This is a genomic window from Acidipropionibacterium thoenii DSM 20276 (genome assembly GCF_000423445.1).
GTDB lineage: Bacteria > Actinomycetota > Actinomycetes > Propionibacteriales > Propionibacteriaceae > Acidipropionibacterium > Acidipropionibacterium thoenii.
Genome location: NZ_AUHZ01000018.1, coordinates 12805 through 34325, shown reverse-complemented (window position 1 = coordinate 34325; position 21521 = coordinate 12805). Strand labels below are relative to the sequence as shown.

General features: G+C 65.5%; 18 protein-coding genes and 1 pseudogene. 5 read left to right on the top strand and 14 right to left on the bottom strand.

The genetic code is table 11. The annotated features are described in order from the left end of the window. Positions 1-10: 10 nt before the first annotated feature. Positions 11-277 carry a DUF6112 family protein gene (locus tag G554_RS0107485; RefSeq protein WP_027587421.1) on the bottom strand — a complete coding sequence of 89 codons (267 nt, stop codon included), beginning with the start codon at positions 275-277 and terminating at the stop codon, positions 11-13. A gap of 5 nt (positions 278-282) precedes the next feature. Continuing rightward, complete coding sequence (locus G554_RS18520; RefSeq protein WP_281167956.1) at positions 283-1089, bottom strand: M23 family metallopeptidase; 807 nt, start codon at positions 1087-1089, stop codon at positions 283-285. Between G554_RS18520 and G554_RS18370 the strand changes: the two are divergent. Then, positions 1060-1297: pseudogene (locus G554_RS18370) on the top strand (hypothetical protein); the annotation flags it as partial. The gene G554_RS18520 and the pseudogene G554_RS18370 overlap by 30 nt on opposite strands. Before the next feature lie 610 nt (positions 1298-1907). Here G554_RS18370 and G554_RS0107475 read toward each other — a convergent pair. From G554_RS0107475 to G554_RS17815, 9 genes are all read right to left on the bottom strand, one after another. Next, positions 1908-2597: a hypothetical protein gene (locus tag G554_RS0107475; protein ID WP_027587420.1), complete on the bottom strand. Its 690-nt coding sequence runs from the start codon at positions 2595-2597 to the stop codon at positions 1908-1910. Positions 2598-2642: 45 nt separating this feature from the next. Next, positions 2643-3689 carry a ParB N-terminal domain-containing protein gene (locus G554_RS15315; RefSeq protein ID WP_051232684.1) on the bottom strand — a complete coding sequence of 349 codons (1047 nt, stop codon included), beginning with the start codon at positions 3687-3689 and terminating at the stop codon, positions 2643-2645. Beyond that, positions 3686-4582 carry a hypothetical protein gene (locus tag G554_RS0107465; protein ID WP_051232682.1) on the bottom strand — a complete coding sequence of 299 codons (897 nt, stop codon included), beginning with the start codon at positions 4580-4582 and terminating at the stop codon, positions 3686-3688. Before G554_RS0107465 ends, G554_RS15315 begins: the two co-directional genes overlap by 4 nt. Positions 4583-4684: 102 nt before the next feature. Beyond that, on the bottom strand, positions 4685-5230 hold the full coding sequence (locus G554_RS0107460) for a hypothetical protein (RefSeq protein ID WP_051232680.1): 546 nt from the start codon (positions 5228-5230) through the stop codon (positions 4685-4687). Next, entirely contained in the window at positions 5227-6042 is an 816-nt protein-coding gene (locus G554_RS15310; RefSeq protein ID WP_051232678.1) for a DUF2637 domain-containing protein, read from the bottom strand. The genes G554_RS0107460 and G554_RS15310 overlap by 4 nt, the downstream gene beginning before the upstream one ends. Positions 6043-6059: 17 nt before the next feature. Beyond that, positions 6060-6977 (bottom strand): bifunctional DNA primase/polymerase, encoded by a 918-nt coding sequence (locus G554_RS15305; RefSeq protein ID WP_036925028.1) that lies wholly within the window; start codon positions 6975-6977, stop codon positions 6060-6062. Continuing rightward, positions 6974-8059, bottom strand: coding sequence for an ArdC-like ssDNA-binding domain-containing protein (locus tag G554_RS17610; protein WP_027587417.1), 1086 nt, complete (start codon positions 8057-8059; stop codon positions 6974-6976). The genes G554_RS15305 and G554_RS17610 overlap by 4 nt, the downstream gene beginning before the upstream one ends. A gap of 194 nt (positions 8060-8253) precedes the next feature. Further along, positions 8254-8646, bottom strand: coding sequence for a helix-turn-helix transcriptional regulator (locus G554_RS18675; protein ID WP_027587416.1), 393 nt, complete (start codon positions 8644-8646; stop codon positions 8254-8256). Positions 8647-8943: 297 nt separating this feature from the next. After that, entirely contained in the window at positions 8944-9270 is a 327-nt protein-coding gene (locus tag G554_RS17815) for a TfoX/Sxy family protein (protein WP_161626473.1), read from the bottom strand. A gap of 49 nt (positions 9271-9319) precedes the next feature. Between G554_RS17815 and G554_RS18670 the strand changes: the two genes are divergently transcribed. Beyond that, positions 9320-9937, top strand: a complete 618-nt coding sequence (locus G554_RS18670; protein ID WP_161626472.1) for a helix-turn-helix transcriptional regulator — start codon at positions 9320-9322, stop codon at positions 9935-9937. Here G554_RS18670 and G554_RS17195 read toward each other — a convergent pair whose 3' ends face one another. Next, positions 9938-10321, bottom strand: a complete 384-nt coding sequence (locus tag G554_RS17195) for a VOC family protein (protein ID WP_084648396.1) — start codon at positions 10319-10321, stop codon at positions 9938-9940. A 450-nt stretch (positions 10322-10771) separates the two neighbouring features. On the opposite strand from G554_RS17195, the gene mobF reads away from it, so the two are divergent. Then, entirely contained in the window at positions 10772-14323 is a 3552-nt protein-coding gene (gene mobF / locus G554_RS18515) for a MobF family relaxase (protein WP_281167955.1), read from the top strand. Between the two features lie 45 nt (positions 14324-14368). Here mobF and G554_RS0107430 read toward each other — a convergent pair whose 3' ends face one another. After that, on the bottom strand, positions 14369-17362 hold the full coding sequence (locus G554_RS0107430; RefSeq protein WP_161626471.1) for a DEAD/DEAH box helicase: 2994 nt from the start codon (positions 17360-17362) through the stop codon (positions 14369-14371). Positions 17363-17747: 385 nt separating this feature from the next. Here G554_RS0107430 and G554_RS15295 point away from each other — a divergent pair, with 385 nt between their 5' ends. Both G554_RS15295 and G554_RS0107420 read left to right on the top strand, forming a co-directional pair. Next, positions 17748-18134 (top strand): hypothetical protein, encoded by a 387-nt coding sequence (locus G554_RS15295; protein ID WP_051232676.1) that lies wholly within the window; start codon positions 17748-17750, stop codon positions 18132-18134. 190 nt (positions 18135-18324) lie between these two features. Next, the gene (locus tag G554_RS0107420) at positions 18325-20889 is read left to right on the top strand and encodes an AAA family ATPase (protein WP_027587413.1); all 2565 of its coding nucleotides are present in this window, start codon (positions 18325-18327) and stop codon (positions 20887-20889) included. 52 nt (positions 20890-20941) lie between these two features. On the opposite strand, the gene G554_RS0107415 is transcribed toward G554_RS0107420, so the two are convergent. Continuing rightward, positions 20942-21268 carry a hypothetical protein gene (locus G554_RS0107415; protein ID WP_245569992.1) on the bottom strand — a complete coding sequence of 109 codons (327 nt, stop codon included), beginning with the start codon at positions 21266-21268 and terminating at the stop codon, positions 20942-20944. Between the last annotated feature and the right edge of the window lie 253 nt (positions 21269-21521).

The window sequence follows — 21521 nt, the reverse complement described above, 5'->3', positions numbered from 1 at the left end:
ATGATCGTGTTCAGAACTGGTCGCCAAGCGCGATGAGCCAGTTGAGCCAGGTGATGCCGGCGCCTGCGAGGGTGGATGTGCCGAGGGCGACGAGGAGTCCGGTGCGGGCTTTGGTGGCGGTGGTGTGGTTGCCGTTCGCTGTGGCGATGGCCCAGGTGATGCCGGAGATGAGCATGGTGAGGACGGCGGTGACGAGGACGAACGTCAAGAGGGCGCCGATCACGTTGTGGAGGGTGGTGTTGTCGCCGAGGGCGTCGAAGTCGGGGTAGATGTTCACGGGTATCAGCTACCTTCTTTGACGGTGATGTGGACGTGGTCGTAGTGGCCGCCGGTGACGTCGTTGGGGTCGTGCATGCCGCCGCCGTTGTAGGGGCGCCAGCCTTCGGCGTCGCGGGCGAGGGACCAGATTTGGCCTTGCCAGATGAGGTACTCGACGCCGAGGGTTTCGGCGTTGTCTTTGAGCCAGTTCGTCAGTGCCCACCCGGTTTCGAGCTGCTGGGGAGTGGGTCGGGTCCCGATGGCGTTGCCGAACGTGACGTCACAGGCTCGTCCGAGGGGGTGTTCGGATTTGGTGCCGGGGCGGGGTGAGTAGCAGGCCCAGGAGCTGTCGGGGTATGCGGTGAGGGCTTGGGTGTAGACGTGGAGCATACGGGCGGTGATCTGTCCGTCGGTGGTGGGGTCATCGACCTTGCGGTCCGGGTCCCCGGCATCGGGCCCTTGGGGCGGCGCGGGCTGCGTCGCGGCCGGGTTGCAGCCTTCCTGCTCGACCGGCGTGGTGGGGGCTGGAAGGTTGCCGGTGGTGTATTCGTCGAGCCAGGGCTGGGGGTCGGTGAACTCGCCGTCGCTGCCGCCTTGGCGGAGTTCGAAGTGCAGGTGCGCGCCGGTGGAGTAGCCGGCCGAGCCGACATCGCCGATGTGTTGTCCGGCGGTGACGGTGTCGCCGACGTTGACGTGAAAGCCGGTCTCCCACAGGTGGGCGTAGGCGGTGGCGACCTTCTGCCCGCCGATGGTGTGTTCGATGATGATCAGCCCGCCGTACCCGCCCGACATCGAGGCGTGGGTGACGATGCCGTCGGCGGCGGCGAGGATGGGGGTGCCGTCGGGGGCGGAGTAGTCCGCGCCGGTGTGGAGCTTGTTCTCCCCGGTGATGGGGTGGACCCGCATCCCAAACGGCGAGGTGGCGACCCAGGTGCCCTCCGGCAGCGGGAAGACCACACGCCCGGTCTCCGGTAGCGATGGACTGGTGGTGCTGGGGGTGGTGAGTGTGGTCAGGATCTGTTCGGCGACAGGCTCGTAGTTCGCGTACCGGTCGGGGTAGGCGGAGACTTCCACGGCTTGGGCGGCTTCGCCTTTCGACAGGGTCTGCCAGCCCGGGATGTCGAGCAGTCCGCGGGGTGAGGGGTGGTTGGGGCCAGTAGGGCCGCCGAAGAACGCGCGCCTGGTAGACGGGGTCCATGAGGTCGGCGACGGTGCCCCACCCGGCTTGGGGTCGCATCTGGAACAGGCCGAGGCTGTCGTGGTCGGAGGCGTCCCCGTCGTTGGGGTAGTTTCCGGAGTCGGGGTAGACGCTGGTGTTGGCCAGCATCCGCAGATTCGACTCGGTGAGCGCGGCCATGAGCGCGATCTGAAGCCCGTCACGGGTGACCCCTTCGATCCGGGAGCCGGTCTGGATGATGGTGGCAGCGTGGGTGAGCTGGGTGGTGTTCAGCGTGAAGGTCTGCCCGTCAGCGGTCGTCACGTCCAGCGAGTCCGGCACCGGCCCCACCACCCCGGGGCCTGAAGCACTTGCGGTGGTGCAGGAGGCGTTGGCGCCGGGGCTGAACATCATCCCAACCCCCAGCAGGAGCAAGGCGGGGCTGAACAGCACGAGCACGGCAGCGAGAACGGCGAGCTTCTTCACGGCCAGGTCACCGCAGCGGGTTGTCGAGATGCGACAGGCGCAGCAGGTGGCAGGTGTCGTAGGTCGGCGCGCAGACCACGAACACCGTGAACTCCACCTTGTGGGCCGAGGTGACCGGTTCACCGTTCCAGGTCCCGGCGCGGTGCCGGGTGCCCTCGATGGTGTAGGCGACCGTGCCGGGTGCGAGTTGGCCCTCGGGTGCCTGGGCAAGGGCTTCGCCCCACTGGTCGGGGATGTAGGCGCGGTCGATCGTTAGATGCTGACTGGTGCCGTATTCACGCAGGTCCTGCCAGGCGGTCCGCGAAGGCAGGTAGGCGGCGACGTCGGTGGCGAGGCCGGCTTGTTCGTCGCCGCTGGGGTCCCCGACGGCGAGGATCGCCGAGGTGTAGTCCAGCGGCAGCAGCCCGGTGGTGGTGTCCCACGCAAACAGTGTGGTCGCGACGTTGCGTGCGAACTGTTCCGGAGCAGCGCTCCGCGGCACGGGTGGCACCGCCGGCGCCCCCGAGGCCGAAGGCTTGGCGGTGGTGGTTGCGGAGGTTGACGGGCTGGTGGTGGTCGGTGACGTGCCCGGGGTGCTGGTGGGAGTGTGGGGTCCGGTGGCCAGGCCGTAGATCCCGACCCCGCACACCAGGGCCGTGACCGAGCCGGCAGCGATCAGCACGAGCCGGCGACGCGACGAACGATCAGAAGTGTCCATGCCCAGCAGGTGCACCCACCCACCCCACACACCAGCAGGCAGAAGCTAGATGGCGCGCAGCTGTGGACGCCCACCCGCCGCCTCGTCACCGAGCTCCCCGTCAAGGTCCTCGGGGTCGGATGCGGTGGCGTTGTCCGGGGTGGTGAGGGTGGCTTGGAGGGCGTCGGCGAACGCGATGGTGTGTTGGATGACGCGCAGGAACGTGGCGACCTGTTCGTCGGTGAGTTCGACGGCGAGCACGGCCGGGTCGTAGTGGATCCACCACTGATCCAGTTCGGTCCACGTCACCACGAACGCCCGTACCGGGTACTGCACCGGCGCGTCCTCGGTGTCGTTCTTGGGCTTCTTGGTCGGGGCGGGCTTCGGTCTGCCGGCGGATTGGATGCGGGCGAGGGCATCGGCCGCGGCCTGATGCAACGCCTCATCGCCAGCATCGGGGCTGGCGGTGTGGTTGCGGATGGTCTCGTAGACCGGATGGACCGGGCTGCCCGCATCGATCTCCTCCAACCCCTGCCTCGCTGCTGCCCGCACGTGTTCGGGCAGCGCCTCGTCGTTGGCGGCCTGTTCGAGGAAGCCGATCTTGTCCAGCGTCTTGTACGAGGCCCCACCGGGAATCATTCCGGCAGCCTGCTCACGAGCCTCACCGGTGGCTCCCGACGGTTCCGGAAATTTTCCGGGACCGTCGGTTCCGGGCTGGTTGTCGCTGCGGAACTGGGTCGCGGCCTTGCGACGCGCAGCATCCTCGGCCATGAGGGATTTCAGTTCGCGGTAGAGGGCGGCGGCTTCCAGCGCGGTGAGCGGCTTGTGCAGGACGTTGTCGTCTTGTTCGGCCAGCAGATGACCGAGCCGGTCGGAGATGCCGGAGCGGACCCACACGTTGACGGTGCGCCAGCCGAGCTGCTTGATTGCCGCCAGCCGTCGTGCCCCGCAGATCAGGACCCCGTCGGGGCTGACCGTCAACGGTTGCAACAACCCATCGCGCTCAATCGAGGCCGCCAGCGCATCGATGTCACCCAGGTCGGCACGGTGACGTCGGCCGACATGCAGGGAGTCGACGGTGCGGTCCAGCTCGATGTGCCCCGGGGTAGTCATGACCGCACCCGTTCCCGCCCCGGTATTGCGCGGACGATGGCGGCGACCAGGGCGTCATCACCCAACAGGTCTGCCAGGGTCTCCCCGAGCAGCAGGCGCAGCAGGATCCCGCGCCCGGTCGCTGTGGTGGCGTAGGCAGGTTCGGGATGGCCCAGCAGGACCCGTAGGAGGCACGTCCAGGCCGGGGCAGACAGGTCGAGCAGGGCGCGGGCGTGTTTGTCGCGCCGCAAGGCTTCGTAGGTGCCGCGCCGGGACCCGATCCGGGCCAGGGCGTTGGTGACGTGATCCACCCCGGCCCGAGCTGAGGCTTCCGGCCATCCCAGCAGCACGAACAACCGGGTCGCATCCGCGACTGCTGCCTGCACGCTCGAACCCACATCCGCGCTTGGCTCCGCATCCTCACGGTGGTGGGGGTCTGTGAGATGGAACGCGGGATGGTATTCGTACAGGGGTGTTTCGCGGTCGGAGAACCGTTCGGGGTCGTGGTGGGCGGAGATGTGGGCGCGGCGGGCCTGGTGGACTGAACACAGGAGCCCTTGGGCGCGTTCTTCGTAGATGCAGGTGATCCGCACCGCATGCGTGACCACCGCCCATGGGTCTGCGGCCTTCCTTGCCGCCGGGGTGCGCATCACATCAAACGCCGCCGACGCGGCCTCCCATACATCCAGGCCGTGTTTGCGCGCCAAGGGTGCGAACCGCTCCGCCGCGAACTCCAACAGCTCACTGGCGTGGGGGTTGTTGCGCCATCCGTGCTCGGCCAGATGCTCCAATAGGGCCCGCAGCCCCTCGCTGGTGCGGAAGTCCGAGCTGTCGGGGTGGGGTGTCGACGGCGTTGTCGACTCGCTCCGGGTCTCAGTGGTGGTGCCGGTGGTTGGTGTTGTGGTGTGGGTCATGGTGGTGCCTCCTGTCAAGCAGGTGCGCACCTCCACCCCAGATGTCGGCGGCAGTGTTGTCGTGGTGGTGTTGGCGAGAGTCGTCATTGCTGGTCACCACGCTCAGCTCATCCCCACTGCGGACCGACCCGACACCGACTGGCCTCGCCCGTGGCTGAACGCCGACAACGGCGCCAACCGCGCAGCCCGATCACCGACGCGCCGCGTACCTACCGTGATGCCGTGGCGGGTCTTCTGGCTCAGTGCGGTCTGGAAGTGGATGCCGCGGCCAGCGACTGTGGCGCCACGTCGGGCCAGCAGGTCGGTCGGACGCACCCACTCCACGCCCCGCCCCACCTGCCGACCCACAGGCCGGCCTGCATCCCGGGTGGTGCGGGCCTTGACCGCCTCCGGCACCCCCTCCGCACCCTCACCCAGCCCCGGAGCACCAGCGTCTGCTCCGTCGATGTCGGGGGCGAGCTGCTCATCGAGCTCTTCCACCGGCGCCTTGGGTGGGACAAAACCGCCTCGCTCACTCACTGTCTCCTGGTCGAGGTTCTCGGTGGGGTGGTCGGGGGTGGTCAGGGCGAGTTCTTCGGGATGGGGTGGGCCGTAGTCGTCGTGGACCGGCGGCTCCGAGGGGTGTTGCTCGTGTTCGTGGGTGCTCATGATGTCTCCTTCATCGATGGGTTGGTGTCAGGTTCAGGACTCCTCGTCGGTGTGGAGGTGAGCCAGCGGCCCACCGTGGACGGATGCACGCCCAGCTCGGCGGCAATCTGCTTGTTCGACCACCCCCGCCCCCGAAGCCCGGCAGCCCGCTCTCGCCGACCCACCCCAGCCGTCTCGGGAACGCCTCGAACGGTCTCCTCATCAGGAGCTGTCGGAGTCGAAGCCTCGGGCGCGGGCTTTGCCTCGACGTGCTTCATCGGAGACGGACCGGATTCCGGTGTGGTCGGTCGTTCATCGCCAAGGTCGACGGTGTCGCTGGCTTCGTGCTGTAGGAGTGCCGCCGGCATAGGCTCTGCCTCGATGCCCGGTCTTGGGGCTGGTGTGGGCAGGTCGTTCTGTTGGGCGATGGTTTGCCAGATCACGGTCTGCGTCTCGGGGCTGGTGGTGTGGGTGAGGATGACGGTGAGGTGGGTGATCGCCAGCAACACCACGGGCGGAACCGCCGCGATCGCTGCCGCCAACAAGGCCGGGACGTCGGCGTCGGCGGCGACGATGGCGTGCAGGGCGTTGGCGGTGACCGAGACGATGGCACCGCCGATCAACAGGGCCCAGGGATACCAGGCAGCCTTCTGCCCAGCCAGAGCGACCACGGCGACGGTGGCGACCACGATGATGCCGTCGACGATCAGCGGCCATGCCCACGCCTGACCTGCCCCGATGCCCGAACGGGCCGCGAGATCAGCTAGAGAGGTGAAGGACAGCCAGAGCGCCCCGATCGCGATGAACACCGTCCCCGCGACCGCTGTCCGCACTGCCCACCGCCGCGCCCTCACGCCAGCCCCCACCCCGCGCCCACCGGCACCCGCACCGGCGATGCTGCCGCTGGTTCGGTGGGCTTGGGTGCTGTGGACGTGGTGGGGTGGGCGGTGCGGTAGGCCGACCGGACGGTGGTGGCGATCTCCCGCGGACCCAACCCCGCCACAGTAGCCGCGGCGCCCAGCACATCCACTGCGGTGGTTGGTGTGATGTCGTGTTCCGCGGCCCGGCAGGCTGCCCAGAACAACCCCCGATTCCGCTCGCCCTCACTCAAACCCGCCACCCACGCAGCCAGCCGCGACACCACCACCCCAGGCTCGCTCTGAGCCATGCCGCGATCAGCAGCGCGCGGTCGCAGGGCGGGCCGGGGGTCGAGGAAGTCCCGCAGCGCGTCACTGTCGATCCCGCTCGCCGCGCCCCGCCGGACAGTGGCCAGCCGATACGAGCCGGCATCTGTGTGTGAGGGTGGGATGACGATGTAGCCGCCATCCCCGCGGAAATCCACGCCCGCGCTGGTCTGCGACGACCGCTGCACCACACCTGGCGTGGCCGGGTAGTAGCCATGCCGTCCACCCGAGGGGGAGACCACCGTGAACACCGGCACACCTGCCCGCCCCGCATCGAGGGCGCGGCGCATGCTCTCCCGGCCATCCACGTGCTCGCGGATGTCAACATCCACGACTACGACACCGGAGACCGCCCCGGTGGGAAGCCCGAGATTCGCGTCCGGCCATCGCGCCCACCACTCCTTGATCTGGGCGGGATCGGTGGTGGCGTCGTGGAACCCCCGTGCCGTGAGCGGGCGCTTTTGCCCGGGCGCGCACGGAAACACCGGCACACCCGCCGATGCGAGATCACCCGCCACCCGCCCCAGCGATCGATCCGAGCCAGGAGCGAGAAGCCGGGCCAGGTGGTAGAGGTTCGGGCTCATAGCGCCACCGCCTCACGCCCCGACACCACCCGCCCCACCGGCTCCGACACCGCTGGCGCAGGAGGGGCCTGCCGTGTCGCGGGTTCGCGAGTGGGGGTGTCGCGTTCCAGACCGGGCGGGGTGCCGTCGCCGACCTGCACCGTGTCGAGCTGCTCCAAAATCCCCAGCGCCGTCTTGCGGACCCGTTCCCCGGTGGCTTTGACCACCTCGACCGGGTCCTGGCCCGCCACCCGGGCCGCCCACGTCGACACGTACGGGACGGTGTAGCCGGAGGTGTCCATGCCATGCGCGGTACCCACCATCAACGCGACCGATTCGGCCTCGACCTCACTGATCCCACGATGCTGCCGCGCCTCACTAGCGTCCGGGCCATGCAACAGCACGTGTCCCAACTCGTGGGCCAGGGTCTTCACCTGCGCCGCCGGGTCCATGTCCTCACGGACCGACACCACCCGGTTGCTGTAGTCGGTCAGCCCGTTCGCCCCGAAAATCTCCGATGCATCCGCGACCAGCCTCAGCTCGAAGCCGGCCGTGGCGATTTGTGTGGCGAGGCCTTCCCACAACCCGGCAGGAGCCTGCCCCTCCAACAACCGCGGCGCCGGCGGCTCAGGGATCGGATCGCCAGCGGTCTGGGAGGCGTCCCAGACGTAGGCGGGGCGGACGCCGACCATCTTCGTGCGCACCGTCTCACCCGCACGCGGCTTCTCACCCTTACCCAGCCGCCGCCACGACTCAGCATCCTGCGGGGTCGCCGACGCGAACCTTCCCGTCACCGGCGCCAGAATCTGATACCCCGGCTGCCCCTTCGACACCTGACGGCCCAACTGCTGCCACTGCCGATAGCCCGCCACATGCGACGGCACCGGGTCCGGCACCAAGCCCAGCTCATGAGCCTCTTGGTGCTGCGTGAAAATCAGGATCGTGTTCGCGAACGACCGCGCACGGAACCGGGCCGCGAACTCCAGTGCTCGGGCCCAATCCTCACCCGAGACCAACTGCTCGACCGCACCCGTCAGCCGGTCATGCAGCGCATCAAGCTTCGCCTCCCGAACCGCCCGGGCATCCTCCACACTCCTAGCCATGCTGCCGGCCTCCTTCCGCGAACCTGCACACCGGGCCGAAGAACCGACCCGGTGACCATCAGGTACGCCGGAACCACCAGCAACAAGACGACGGACAACACAAACCCCTACAGTGACCGTCAGGAACCACAACGAACCCGACGTGTCACACCCGGACTAGCAGCAGAAACACTCTCCTGTCAGCTGGGACGGCTTCACATGGTCACATCCCCGCCGAGATTGCGACGATCCCCGATCTCAGCAGCTGTATCACCGGCTGGGATGGGTTGGCCGCACCACAAGCAGTGCCGCTCAGACGCGTCGTCTTGCCGGGCACGATACTGGGTGGGGGTGGCCCCAGCGATTCGCTTGAACTGCTCTGACGCGTGGCCCCGATCTCGCCAACCGACCTGCCGAGCAATCTCTAGGATCGACAGGCCCGTTTCTCGCAGCAGACGAGCCATCTCTTGAACACGCCGACGCGTCAGCCACGCAATCGGCGCCATCCCGATTTCCTCGGTGAACAGCCTCATCAAGTGTGAGCCCGACACGTGCGCCACCCGGGCCAGCTCGGCGATCGACCACGGATGTCCGAGATTCTGTTGCATAGCGTCAATCGCGGCCAAGACCTCCGAGCGTAGTGAAACGAATGCTGGAGCTGGGGTGCCTTGCCTAGAGTTCGGCCGATCGATCCCTGCAGAACTGCACGGGTCAGTATGACTTCTTCTCCGCTTGCGCCGATTCTCATGGGCGGGGCCGCTCAGCCCTTCTGATGCCGAGATCGCCCTATCGTCAAGAGCGCTCATCCGTGCATGATTCTCGCTCTTCTTCGCAGCTTGGCTCATCGCGGGCTAGTCGCATTGCACCCGGCCCTGTAAACTAGGAAGGTGCTCGCAGAAAGGGGGCTAGTTGCCTCTGCTGGCCAGCAGCAGAGTTGTTGCGACACGCTGAATTATGGCGGTCACACGGTCGGGATCATCAGGCACTGCGCCATCAGGAAGTCGCCACGTCGGTCGTGCCCCTGGGTAGGCAGTGTCAAGAGTGGCCCAGCCCTCTAACTCGTGGTCAGCTTGTGAGCGCTTTACGAATATGCTGCCGTCGCAAACCAGAGCAACAACTTTGCCTTCCAAATATACGCAATAGCCGCCGAACATGGCCTTGACGCTGGCATCCGCAGATTCGGAGAGTGCTTCCAGCAGGTCTTCGGCAACGGCGCGGGTTGCGGGGTCCACGGTTCTCTCCTGTCTTCTGGCTGGTTTCTCGAGGGGGTAAGATGACGCTGTGGTGAACGCGATACCGTTGGTCGAGTTGTGGGCGACCTGCGGGCCTGCCACCAGCGGCATCATCCCCCCTGATGGATCTATGGATCTTGTCACCGACGGCGATGTGGTTGTCGTTGCCGGGCCCGACTCGCGTGCAAGGCTCTTCAACCCAGCCGGGGTTCCAAGGCCCATGTGGGGTGCACGCTTTCACCCAGGACTCCTTCAGCAGCTCCTAGGGCTCCCTGCTCATGAGGTGACCGACCGGGTCGTTCCCCTGGCGGATATCGGCGGTCTGCGGATCGAGCCCTCAACTCTGCTGAGCATGTCGATGCTGCGCAAAACACTGGTACTGGAGCAGTGCGATCCTGCTCCACTTCGCGTCGCCGCCGAACTTTGGCAAGGGTGCGCAGTGGAGGCCGTTGCCCAGATGGCGGGGTGGTCAACGCGACACCTCCGGAGGCTGTCCGCGGACTGGTTTGGGTACGGGCCCAAGCATCTCCAGCGCGTGCTCCGTCTTCGACGGGCGCAAGTATTACTTGACCAGGGCTATGCGAAAGCAATGGTGGCTGCGGATTGCGGATACGCTGACGCATCACATCTCTGGCGTGATCGAATGGATCTCGCTGTCGTCTCCTGATCACAATGGGCAGAAGAGATCAACAGGGTTCCCGTCAGGGTCGGCTACAGTCGCATATCTCTGGCCCCAGAACGCGTCCCAAGGTTCTTGGACGGACATACTCCCCGTACTCACAAGCAGGTTATGTATTTCGTCAACGGAAGCAGGGGTTTCACACTGGAAGGCCAAAGCCACGGCATGTCCTCCTGTTGGGCGCGTCCAGCCTTCGTGTAGTTTCTGAATAAGTGCCTCAGAATCTAGCATCACCCGGACGCCGCTGCCAGCGAATCCAGCGTGGTCGTCGCCTGTGGCGCCGTCGCTGAGTTCGAGCCCTAGTCGAGAGTAGAAATCTATAGATTTCGCCATGTCCGCAACAACGATTGAGACGACACCAAGTGTAATCATGGTTCATGATTCTAGGGGTGCTCGCTCGTCAACAGCATGATGAAAACGGCCAAGCCCGCTGGAGCGTCCCATGCTCCCGTTCGACACCACTAGACAACTTGTCGTCACAGAGATTCCATCGAGGTTGGTCGACCGAACCACGGAACGCGGTCGGCAATCGCATCCGATACTCGATGAACGAGTGAGGACGGCAGCATCAGCGATCGGGCACCGGAACCCGCAAGTCAGCGCTTGTTGGTCAGCTTGGGCGGCTATGACCGGAGCCAAGCCCTTTACGTCTGGGCTGACGTCGCCACCGGAGCTGCCTGGGGCCGGACCACGTCATACTAGTCCGAACCGTTGTCTCGTCAGGCTGCCCTCGTCAGGCTGCCCTCGTCAGGCTGCCACGCCTCTTGCAGATCGAGGTTGGGAGGCTGCTGGCTCACCTGTGTGACGACTAGGTGAGGGGTGGTGTGGGTGACGGTGTCGATGCGGGTGATGTCGGCTGGCGATGGCTACAAGTACCTGCTGCGCACGGTGGCGGCTGGTGATGGTGACCGGTCGCTGTCGACTCCGTTGACCCGTTACTACGCCGAGGCGGGCACCCCGCCGGGGCGTTGGCTCGGTTCCGGCGTCACCGGCCTGGGGCACGGTGAACTTGCCCCGGGTGCGCAGGTGTCGGAGGCGCAACTTCAGTTGCTGGTGGGGATGGGGCGGGATCCGGTCACGGGTGATCCGTTGGGGCGGGCGTATCCGGTGTACAGCTCGACAGCGGTGCGGGTCGCGGATCGCGTCTCGCAACTTGAGCCGTCGCTGAGCCCGGTGGAGCGGGAACGCTCCGTTGCGCAGATTGAGGCGGAGGAGGCTGCGCGGGGGTCGCGGCGTGCGGTGGCGGGGTTTGATTTCACGTTCAGTGTGCCGAAGTCGGCGTCGGTGTTGTGGGCGGTTGCGGACGCGGGGACGCAGGCGTTGATTGCGCAAGCCCATCATGAGGCGGTTGCGGCGGTGGTTGCGTTCATGGAGCGCGAGGTTGCAGCCACCCGCACGGGTGCAACTGCTGGGGGTGGCGCGGTTGCACAGGTCGACGTCACGGGTTTGATCGCGACGGCGTTTGATCACTTCGATTCCCGCGCTGGTGACCCGCACTTGCATACGCATGTGGTGATCAGCAACAAGGCCCGCACGGTGTTGGATGGGAAGTGGCGGAGTCTGGATGGGCGTCCTATGCATGCCGCGGTCGTCGCGCTGTCGGAACTGCACGAGGCCGTGTTCGCCGATCACATGACCCGCACCTTCGGCGTGAGCTGGGAGTCACGGGAGATGGGCCGAGACCGGAACCCGTCATGGGCGATCACCGACGTCCCCGAACAGCTGGTGGCGGAGTTCTCGACCCGGTCCCGGCACATCAACGAGGCGACCGACGTGCTGATTGCTGACTACGTGACCCAGCACGGCAAGCGCCTGTCGCCGGCGACCATCATGAAACTGCGCGCCCAGGCCACGCTCGCAACCCGCCCGGACAAGCAAGTCCGCTCATTGGCGGAACTGACCGAACAGTGGCGCACCCGCGCCAGCCAGCAGCTCGGTATGGATGCCACCGTGTGGGCGCGCACCGTCACCGGCGGCGAGCAGCAGTTGCTGTTGCGGGCCGACGATGTGCCGTTGGATCTGATCGGGCAGGTGGGGCGCTCGGTGGTCGAGGTGGTCGGGGAGAAGCGTTCGACGTGGCGGCGCTGGAACCTGATGGCCGAAGCTGCACGCCAAACGATGGGGTGGCGGTTCGCCACCGTCGAGGACCGCGAAGTCATCACCGCGATGGTTGCCGACGCCGCGGAACAGGCGTCTCTGCGGCTGACTCCACCCGAACTGGCCACGAGCCCGGTGGAGTTCCGCCGCCCCGATGGCACCAGTGTGTTTCGTCCGAAGCACTCGACCGTGTTCTCCTCCGACACCCTCCTGGCCGCTGAGGACCGCCTCCTGCAACGGGCCCGCACCACCACCGGGCCAAGTATTGGCCTGACCACAGTGGAGATCATCACGAGCAAGCCGGACGCCGAGGGTCGGTTGCTCGGTCCAGACCAGGCCGCAGCTTTGGCGTCGGTCGCGGTCTCGGGTCGGGTGGTGGATGTGTTGGTGGGGCCGGCGGGGGCTGGGAAGACGACGGCCATGAATGCGCTGCGTCGGGCGTGGGAGACCTCGCATGGTGCCGGATCGGTGGTCGGGTTGGCCCCCTCGGCGGTGGCGGCGCAGGTGCTGGCCGAGGATCTGAGGATCGCCACTGAGAACACGGCGAAGTGGTGGACCACCCACCAACACACCGGCGCCACCTTCCATGCCGGGCAGCTCGTCATCATCGACGAAGCCTCCCTCGCCGGCACCCTCTCCCTGGATCGCATCACGCAGGCAGCGGAGGAGGCGGGGGCGAAGGTGCTGCTCGTCGGTGACTACGCCCAGCTCCAGTCGGTCGATGCCGGTGGTGCGTTCAGCCTGTTGATCCACGACCGCGACGATGCTCCCGAGCTGGTCGATGTCCACCGCTTCACCCATGCTTGGGAGAAGACCTCGTCCCTGGAGTTGCGGCACGGCCGCACCCCGGTCATCGACACCTACCTGGCACACGACCGCATCCATGATGGCGACGCCGAGGCCATGACCGACGCCGCCTACACTGCCTGGCGCCGAGACCGGCAGCAGGGTTTGGTGTCGGTGCTGATCGCCGAAACCCGCGAGAACGTCACCGCCCTCAACATTCGCGCCCGCGCTGACCTGATCCTTGACGGCACATTGAAGCCGGGCCCTGAAATCATCCTGTCCGACGGATCGGCAGCGGGCGTGGGTGACACGATCATCACCCGCCACAATGATCGGCGGCTGCGGAACCGGCACGGCTGGGTCCGCAACGGCCAAACCTGGACCATCACCGCCGTCCGCGACGACGGGTCGGTCACGATCCGCCCACCCGGGGCCCGGTTCGGCAACAGCATCGTCCTCCCAGCCAACTACGTGGCCGAGCACGTCGACCTCGGCTACGCCGTCACCGCCCACCGCGCCCAAGGCATCACCACCGACACCGCCCACGTCCTCGTCGAACCCACCACCACCAGGGAGAACCTGTACGTCGCGATGACCCGGGGCCGAGAATCGAATCAGGCTTACGTCATCCTCGACCGACCCGACGACCACGCCGCCCCGCACCCGGGCGACAACCCCGACGCCACCGCCCGCACGGTCCTCTACGGCGTGCTCCAACACAGCGGTGCTGAGCTGTCGGCGCACGAGACCATCACCGCCGAGCAGGACCAGTGGGGCTCGATCGCCCAACTCGCCGCCGAATACGAAACCATCGCCGCCGCAGCCCAACACGACCGCTGGACCACCCTGGTCCGCGGCTCCGGGCTCACCGACGATCAAGCCCAAGCCGTCATCGACTCCGACGCCTTCGGCGCCCTCACGGCCGAGCTGCGGCGGGCCGAAGCCAACCACCACAACACGGCTACCTTGCTGCCACGCCTCATCAAGGCTCGCGGGTTCGCCGACGCCGACGACATCGCCTCCGTCATCCACCACCGCCTCGCCAACGCCACCACCCGTCCCGCAGGATCGGGCCGCACCCGACAGGCACCGCGCTTCATCGCCGGACTGATCCCGTCCGCGGACGGTCCAATGGCCGACGACATGCGCAAAGCGCTCGACGAGCGACGAGAGCTGATCGAAGTCCGCGCGAACGCACTGCTCGATAGAGCTCGGATCGAAGGTGAGGAGTGGATCGCCGCTCTGGGGGCAGAACCGAAACGTGCACGAGCCGCGCAGACCTGGCGGCGGGCAGCGCGCACCGTGGCGGCTTACCGGGATCGCTACGGAATCACCGGACCGACTCCGCTCGGCGCTGAGGGTGAGAGCGACGCGCAGAAGATCGCGCGAGCGCGCGCCGCAGCAGCCATCCAAACGTACGTCCAGGGCGAGCACGTGCCAGGCGGTGATCGTCGATCCGCCAGCCGAACCTCGCCCGACCTCAGCCTCTGAAGCAGGTCGTGTCCGGCCGCCTTGCTCGCTGTCGAGGGTGAATGTTCATGAACTCGCGATCACGCGTAACTTCATTCCATGCGTTTCGTCGAGGAAGCGATCTGTCGCTCCGAGGAGTGCTCGCATGTCCTCACTTGCCCCCGACTTGGACATTCCAGGCTGGATGATGGCGACGGTGACCTGCAGAACGCGGTAGCGCGCTTCACTGACGATGGTTGCTAGCGTCTCGATATCCCCGACAATGAGGCCACTCCTTCCGGCTGCTTGGCGCTTCTGCTCTCGCCGGAAAAGTCGCTTGGTGAGCAACTCCGGCATCGACTTCGCCCGATTAGTCTTCATCGATTGGCCACAGACGTCGTACAGGTCCTCGATCCTCGCGCCCGGCTGATCTTTGGACGAATACTTGCAGTGTGCTAGCAGCACCTCTAGCCCGTCGTCGGTTCGACGTAGAAGAGCAATGTCGGCTAGTTCACCTGTGCCGTCGTCATCGAGCACGATTTCCCACTCTTCCTCGGCCGAGAGTGCTTGGATCGCGCGATGTTGGATGGTGGCCGGGTCACGTTCGGCGCCTTGGGATTCACGTTTGATGTTGACACCAGACCAGTCGATCGTTTCGATAGCGTCGATCGGGAGGAGTCGCCGTTCGCGGTCCGGTTTCAGCAGGAAGCCCTGCTCGACCAGGACGAGCTCGTCCTCGAATGTCACGAGGAGGCCGTGGGCCGTGAGGAACGCCGCGAGGCTGCCCGTGCCAGACGAAGTGACGATCTGTCCGTCGTGGGTAACAGGGCGGATCGTCGGCGGATCGTCCTCGTAGAATTCGAACTCAAACTCAAGCGCCCAGGACGGTGTCTTGACCTCGAACCGCAGTGGTTGGTCCGCCGTGTGATCGGTGAGGGAAAGCTCCGTGTCGAGGAGCGAGAACGACTGTTCGTTGTAACTCACTTTCCGTCGATCGCTGAACGTTGCAACGAGTTGATACGGCCACTCGATCGACAGGGGAACGTATGGCGGCCGCTCTCGCGCGGGCTCCGGCAGTAGGAATCCCGACATGACGGAGTCGAGCGAGATGGAGGTGTCGGTGATGGTTGGGCCAACCTGGCGCGCCCACCGGACCCAGTCGTGAATGTCGCGAGCTTGCTCGTGACTCCAGACGCGTCCCTTTCGAGATGCTCCGAAGCTGACGGCCCGTTGGTCAGAGAAGCCGTGCGCGAAGATGTTGGTCTTCATCTTCGTGCCGCCTTCGCCGCGCCATGCGTGGAGTACGTCCTGGCCTACATGCATGGAGAAGCGGCGATTGCGGCTGACCGAGTCGAGGAGGCCGACGTTGGTTGGGACTCGGCGCTTGACCTTGGACAGGATGCGGTACAATTTCTCGCCCTTGACCAGCGCCACACTGTCACCGCCGACAGCTTTCGCGATGTCCTCGTGCATTGAGTCGTTGTTCGTGCTGTTGATGTATAGGAATCCTGCCGCGTCATCGACATGAACAACGTGGAGGTGGTGGACCAGTTCGTTGAAGCTGGCGAAATCTCCCCATCTGACAGGTGTGGCCTCGCGCGAGACCCACCAGACCACCTTGTCCTTGTTGTTGATGCCGAGCCGAGTGGTCAGCAATCGATCGTCGAATAGGTCGTAGATGCTCTCCGGATTCCAGGTGAGCGACGTGGCCGCCTGATAGGTGACGGTACTCATCTTCGGATGAATGCTGCGCATGGCGACTTCGCGTGGAACTGACCCGAAAGCTAGCTCGAAGTCCGTACGATCCTTCTCCTGCCCCACTCCGTGTTCGGTGAGATCCCGAATGACCTCATTCCAGTCGGCGTCCTCGCCGTAGAGCTTGCGAAGACGTTCATCGACTCCCGCAACCTGTAGCGGGACGAACGCAGATGCTTCTCCAAGAGAGTCGTCACCAACCCGGGTAAATCGCCCAACAAACTGCAACGTGACCGCAAGACTCTTCTGCGGATCGTGGATCGCCGCGATCTTCAGCGCCGGCAGGTCGAAGCCCTCGCCGAGCATGTTGACGCACACAACGATGCGGCTGTCGCGGTTGAAGAGCTTGTCACGGTGCTTACGACGGGTCGACTCCGCCATCCCTGTGTCGATGCGAACGGGACCGAACTCGGAGCCAATCTCCTCGTACAGCTTGATGATCTCCTTCGCCCGTTCGACCGATCGAACGCGTGCCATCAGAAGATGGTCGACTCCAGATTCGAGGTCCGCCCGCAACTGCTCCACCGCCGCGATAGCGACCGCCCGGTCGGGGTCAGTCAGGTCGATCACTGAGTGGTAGTTGATTCGGGCGAAGTAGCCATGAACTTGCGCCAGCCGGAGGGGGTAGGCGTATGCGATGCGGCCACCCAGGTGCCGGCCGTCCTCGCGGTAAGGCGTTGCCGTGAACTGCACGACCTCGCGGCCGCCGAAGAGGTCGACCACTTCTTTCCAAGTACGGGCGCCCAGGTGGTGGGCCTCATCGACAAACAAGCGGCGACACGACTGCGCGAGGCGTGTACGCGCCTCATCCGAGCATGCGTTCAGCGCCTGTGCCGTAGCCACGACTACATTCGCAGGCGTCAGAAGGCGCTCCACCTGGTCGACCGTCTGAAGCCCACTCTTGACGACAAGGACGACGGGGCACATGAAGTCGTCAACGACAGCACCGACGGCGGGTAGAACCCCAAGCGTCGCGAACTTCTCCGCGATCTGGGTCCGAAGTGCATCAGACGGCACTACCACGAGCGTCCGAGACGGCGAATGGCAGTAAGCGGCAAGCATCGTCTCGGTCTTGCCCGTGCCGGTCGGCATGACCACAGTGATCGGTGCGTCCTCTTCGGTGGAGCGGTAGGCCAAGATCGCATGCAACGCACCGAGTTGAGGGTGCCGAAGACCGGCGCTCGACTCGGACTCCTCAACGAAGCGGAACCGTCCCGCCAACGACGCGGCTACGGTCTCGCTGTCCCGCGGCTCGTCTGCGTGCGCGCCAGGACCCTCGCGAAGCCACCACAACTCGTTACCGTCGATGTCATGTCGCTCGATCACAGCGGGCACCCCCCCTTGTTCCAGGTCCGCGAAGTGCCTTCGGGCCGTGCCGACGCACAACTCCTCCGTTCCAAGTATGGCTGCTGATGGTGATCGGTCGCGGCCCATGAGGCCGTGTCGCGCAGGGGAAAGCCCCTTCGTGCGCGGGACCGCCATCGATCCAGCGCAAGTGCGCGACGGTGCCGTGGCGCAGTCACGCGTCCGACCACCCCGCCACCTGGGCGTAGCCCGGTGAATGGATGGGTTCCGCGTGTCCGGGCTCGGGCGTACAGTGGAGACCGAGGCAGGTTCTCCTCGATTGCGGGTCCTTCGGGACGGCCCAGCCTGGGCGCTCATACACGTACTGCCTCCTCGACGGAGAGACACGTGCGACGAGAGGCCCGCCATGATCCGCCTGATCTGGACGCTCAGCGCCCACACCCGCTACTACCTGCGCCGCTACATGCCGACCAATCGGCTGCTCGATGCGATCCGCCGCCGACCCAACCTGAAGTGGGGCATCCCCGCGATGCTCCTCGCCGTGCCCTACCTGCTGATCGCGAGCATCTGCACCAACGCCCTCGCTGACGGTGCCCCAGGCTGGTTGCATCTGGTCGTGTTGTGGGCGGTGTGGAACACGATGAAGTTCATCATCATGGGACCGGTCAGCCTCATCCTCGCGCTCCGCGCCCGTCTCCGAGAGGCTGGTGCACGTCGCCGGGATCGAACACGTGAGCCCCTGAGCCGGACTCCGCGCAAGGAGGAACCGACTACCTACGTCGCGGCGCGGTAGCCCTCGCCAGGGCAGGCCTCACTTGATCGGCGTGCGTAGTCACGCTCGCGACGGTCCGGAGACCGGCTGCGAACCAGCACGCCCTATCAATGCGTTGGTTGTCCCTTCGCGCGCCTGCCGATCGCTCTAGACTTGACCCTGAGTAGCACGGTCGCTCCCGACTTCGCACTCGCGGCGAGGGAGGATGACGGTGACAGACGCGACGCCACCTCAACGGGTAGACCCGCGCGACCTGCTCAGCGAGTGGGCGAACACCTCCGACGAGTGGGTCCGCTACATCGTGAGGCACGTCCTCAACGGCGGCGGTCCGCTCGGAAGCGAGGAGCAATCCGGAGCGTACGTCCTGTTTCGTCAGGAGAAGGCCTTCGATACACGCGAACTCCCCACGGAGGAGCCGCTGGTCACCCTCGAACGCGAGGATGAGGCGATCGAGCCCCTGACCCTTACCTCGCTCTCCGATGTCGTTGGTGTTAACGCCTTGGTAGAGGGCGGAGTCATCGAACCGCATGCCGGCCTGACGATCTTGTTCGGAGAGAACGGCACGGGCAAAACCGGGTACTCCCGCATCTTCAAAGCCCTCGCGGCGAGCCGCACTGCCGATGTGATTCTCGGCGACATCGAAGCGGCATCGCCGCAGCCCCAATCAGCACTCATCGGTTACACGCTCGGCACTGAGACGAAGGCCTACACCTGGACCGGACAACAGGGCGTCGCACCCTTCACCAGGATGTCCATCTTCGACAGCCCTTCTGTCAGCTTCCACGTCGATGACGAGCTTGAGTACGTCTACGTGCCAGCAGCCCTGGCACTGTTCAATCACGTCATCGCAGGCATCAAGTCGGTACAAGCCCACATCGACGAGGCCGTCGAAGACCTACGATCTGGGTCCACAGGGCTTCTGCCTCGCTTCCCACGCACTGCCGCGGTTTACCCGCTCATCGAGACGCTGGGAGCGTCCACTGATCTGGAACACCTGAGGTCGCTCGCCGACCCCGATCCCGACGTCGAGACACGTATCGGCGACCTGCGCCGCACGGTCGCCGCGCTGGAGGCGGACACCATCAGCGCTGAGATCAAGCTGCAACAGCGAGTCGAACGCGTCTTGACGCAAGCTTCCAACGCGGCCACCGTGATGGCTGACTTCAACGTGGAGGCATACGGCCGCGAACGCGACACCCTCCACGGATTTGAAGAGGACTACCGCGCCTTCCGAGCCGCCCTGTTCGAGGCAGCCGACCTGCCGGCCGAGCCCGACGACACCTGGAGCACGTTCATCGAGGCCGGCGAGGCATACCAAGCACATCTCATCGCGGTCGGAGCACACGACGCCGATCGGTGTCTGTACTGCCGGCAGCCTCTGAACGAAGCGGCGCGATCGCTGATCGGCAAGTACTCCGAATACCTCGAAGACAAGATCACCACCGACATCGCCGCTTCAAAGGCGCGGCTACACGCACTTACAGAACCGGTCACCTCGATCCAGGTCAACGACGTCTCTACCTTCGCCGACGAGTACGCAGATACCGAGGACAAGCCCCACTTCCACGTTGAACTCGACCGGACCCTGAGCACCATCGCGGAGCTATCCGAGCAGCTTCTCGCCGCTTCCGCCGTGAACACAGCGCTGACCGCACACGCCGGCACAGATGCGATAGCGCTCGGCTCGGCGTTGGAGACCGCCAAGCAGGCCCTCGGTGAACTGAGGACACAGGCAGCCACACGGGCTGACACCTTGGCCGAGAAGAAGAAGGAGCTTGTCGAGCTAGAGGCCGCAGCAGAACTCACGAGGTCGTGGTCGCTCATCGAGTCACACGTACGCGACGCCAAGCAGGCTGACCGGCTCACGCTGCTCGCCAAGCCCATGCCTGGGCTTCTGCGCGCTGTAACCGGGCTGGCCAAGACCGCAAGTGACCAGATGATCAACGAGAGCTTCGATGCGCTTTTCAACGAAGAGTGCGCGGCACTTCGCGCGCCCGCGCTAAACGTGGAGTTCGTCGGCCGCCAGGGGCGCGCACAACGCCGCAAGATCCTCAGCGGGAAACATAAACCGTCCAAGGTGCTCTCCGAAGGAGAGCAGAAGGTCCTCGCAATAGCGGACTTCCTCGCCGAAGCGCGCCTTGCCGGAATCACCGCGCCGGTCATTTTCGATGATCCTGTCTCAAGCCTCGACCATCGCCGCATCAACGAAGTCGCGCAGCGTGTCGCGTCACTCGCTGACACGACACAGGTCATCGTCTTCACCCACGACATCTTCTTCGCCAGCACGCTGCTTACGCTCATGGAAGCAACAAAGCGCTGCTCCTACTTCCAGATCACCGATGAAGAGGGCAAAGGAAAGATCACCCGAGCGACAGGACCCCGCTGGGACAGCTTGAACAACATCAAGAAGAACATCAACGAGACCATCCAGGCAGCAAAGTCACAGGACGGCGATGCGCGGGCGGCACTGGTCCGCACGGGTTACGACTGGGTGCGCGCGTGGTGTGAGGTCTTCACCGAGACGGAACTACTCCAGGGCGTCACGCAGCGCTATCAACCCAACGTGCGCATGACCAACTTGCCCAAGATCAAGTCCGAAGCACTTCCCGCTGCGATCGATACCGTAAACCGCATCTTCGAGGAAGCATGTCGGTACATCGACGGCCACTCACAACCCCTGCCTAGCCTCGGGGTCAGCCCTACACTCGCCGGACTCGAAGCCCACTGGGCCGAGCTGACCGAAGCGCGAACCGCATACAACGCAGCGACCCCATAGGTCTCCTCAACGACACGCCCACCGCAGTAGCCCGACACCCCGCCCCAGCCAGTCATGCCGATGCTCGTGCCCGTCTACCGCTGGCGCGGATGGGCACATCGACGTTTGCCAGGGCGTGCCTAACCGCCTGCTGACTGACCCCAAACCGCAGGCCGACCTCCATTAGACTCAACCCGTCGACGTAGAGTTCGGCGGCTTCGGCTAGGTGGCACTCATCGAGACCGCGCCTGCGGATCGGGACCGAGCGGCGGACCAGATGCGCAGTAGCCGTGCGGCTGTGCACGCCGAACCGCTCACCCAGTTTCACCAGCGTCGCGTCGGCCTCGTTGAGGGCCACCAGCTCGTCCACCTGCGCCGGGCTCAGAAAGGTTTGAGTCATCCCAACTGCGCGCACCATCCGCCCTCGCGAGTTCACCACGGACGGCGCCAGCGGCCTCCGGTCCCGTCGGTAGACCCCCGCGACCTGCGAGAAGCCACCGTTTTCAAGGCCGGGCAAGGATTCTCGAACTCTCTATGGAGGTCCACCCCACGCACACGGCTCGAACCTTTGCCGTCATCGATGGGTCGGATCGGGTCTTGTTGCTGCTTTGAATCCAGGTGAGGGCGTCATTGAGATGCATCGTGTTGGACAG

Excerpts from the sequence above, each read along its gene's own strand:
- G554_RS0107475 (WP_027587420.1), bottom strand. The coding sequence starts at position 2,597 with ATGGACACTTCTGATCGTTCGTCGCGTCGCCGGCTCGTGCTGATCGCT.
- G554_RS15315 (WP_051232684.1), bottom strand. The coding sequence starts at position 3,689 with ATGACTACCCCGGGGCACATCGAGCTGGACCGCACCGTCGACTCCCTG.
- G554_RS0107465 (WP_051232682.1), bottom strand. The coding sequence starts at position 4,582 with ATGACCCACACCACAACACCAACCACCGGCACCACCACTGAGACCCGG.
- G554_RS0107460 (WP_051232680.1), bottom strand. The coding sequence starts at position 5,230 with ATGAGCACCCACGAACACGAGCAACACCCCTCGGAGCCGCCGGTCCAC.
- G554_RS15305 (WP_036925028.1), bottom strand. The coding sequence starts at position 6,977 with ATGAGCCCGAACCTCTACCACCTGGCCCGGCTTCTCGCTCCTGGCTCG.
- G554_RS17610 (WP_027587417.1), bottom strand. The coding sequence starts at position 8,059 with ATGGCTAGGAGTGTGGAGGATGCCCGGGCGGTTCGGGAGGCGAAGCTT.
- G554_RS18675 (WP_027587416.1), bottom strand. The coding sequence starts at position 8,646 with ATGCAACAGAATCTCGGACATCCGTGGTCGATCGCCGAGCTGGCCCGG.
- G554_RS17195 (WP_084648396.1), bottom strand. The coding sequence starts at position 10,321 with ATGATTACACTTGGTGTCGTCTCAATCGTTGTTGCGGACATGGCGAAA.
- G554_RS15295 (WP_051232676.1), top strand. The coding sequence starts at position 17,748 with ATGATCCGCCTGATCTGGACGCTCAGCGCCCACACCCGCTACTACCTG.
- G554_RS0107415 (WP_245569992.1), bottom strand. The coding sequence starts at position 21,268 with ATGACTCAAACCTTTCTGAGCCCGGCGCAGGTGGACGAGCTGGTGGCC.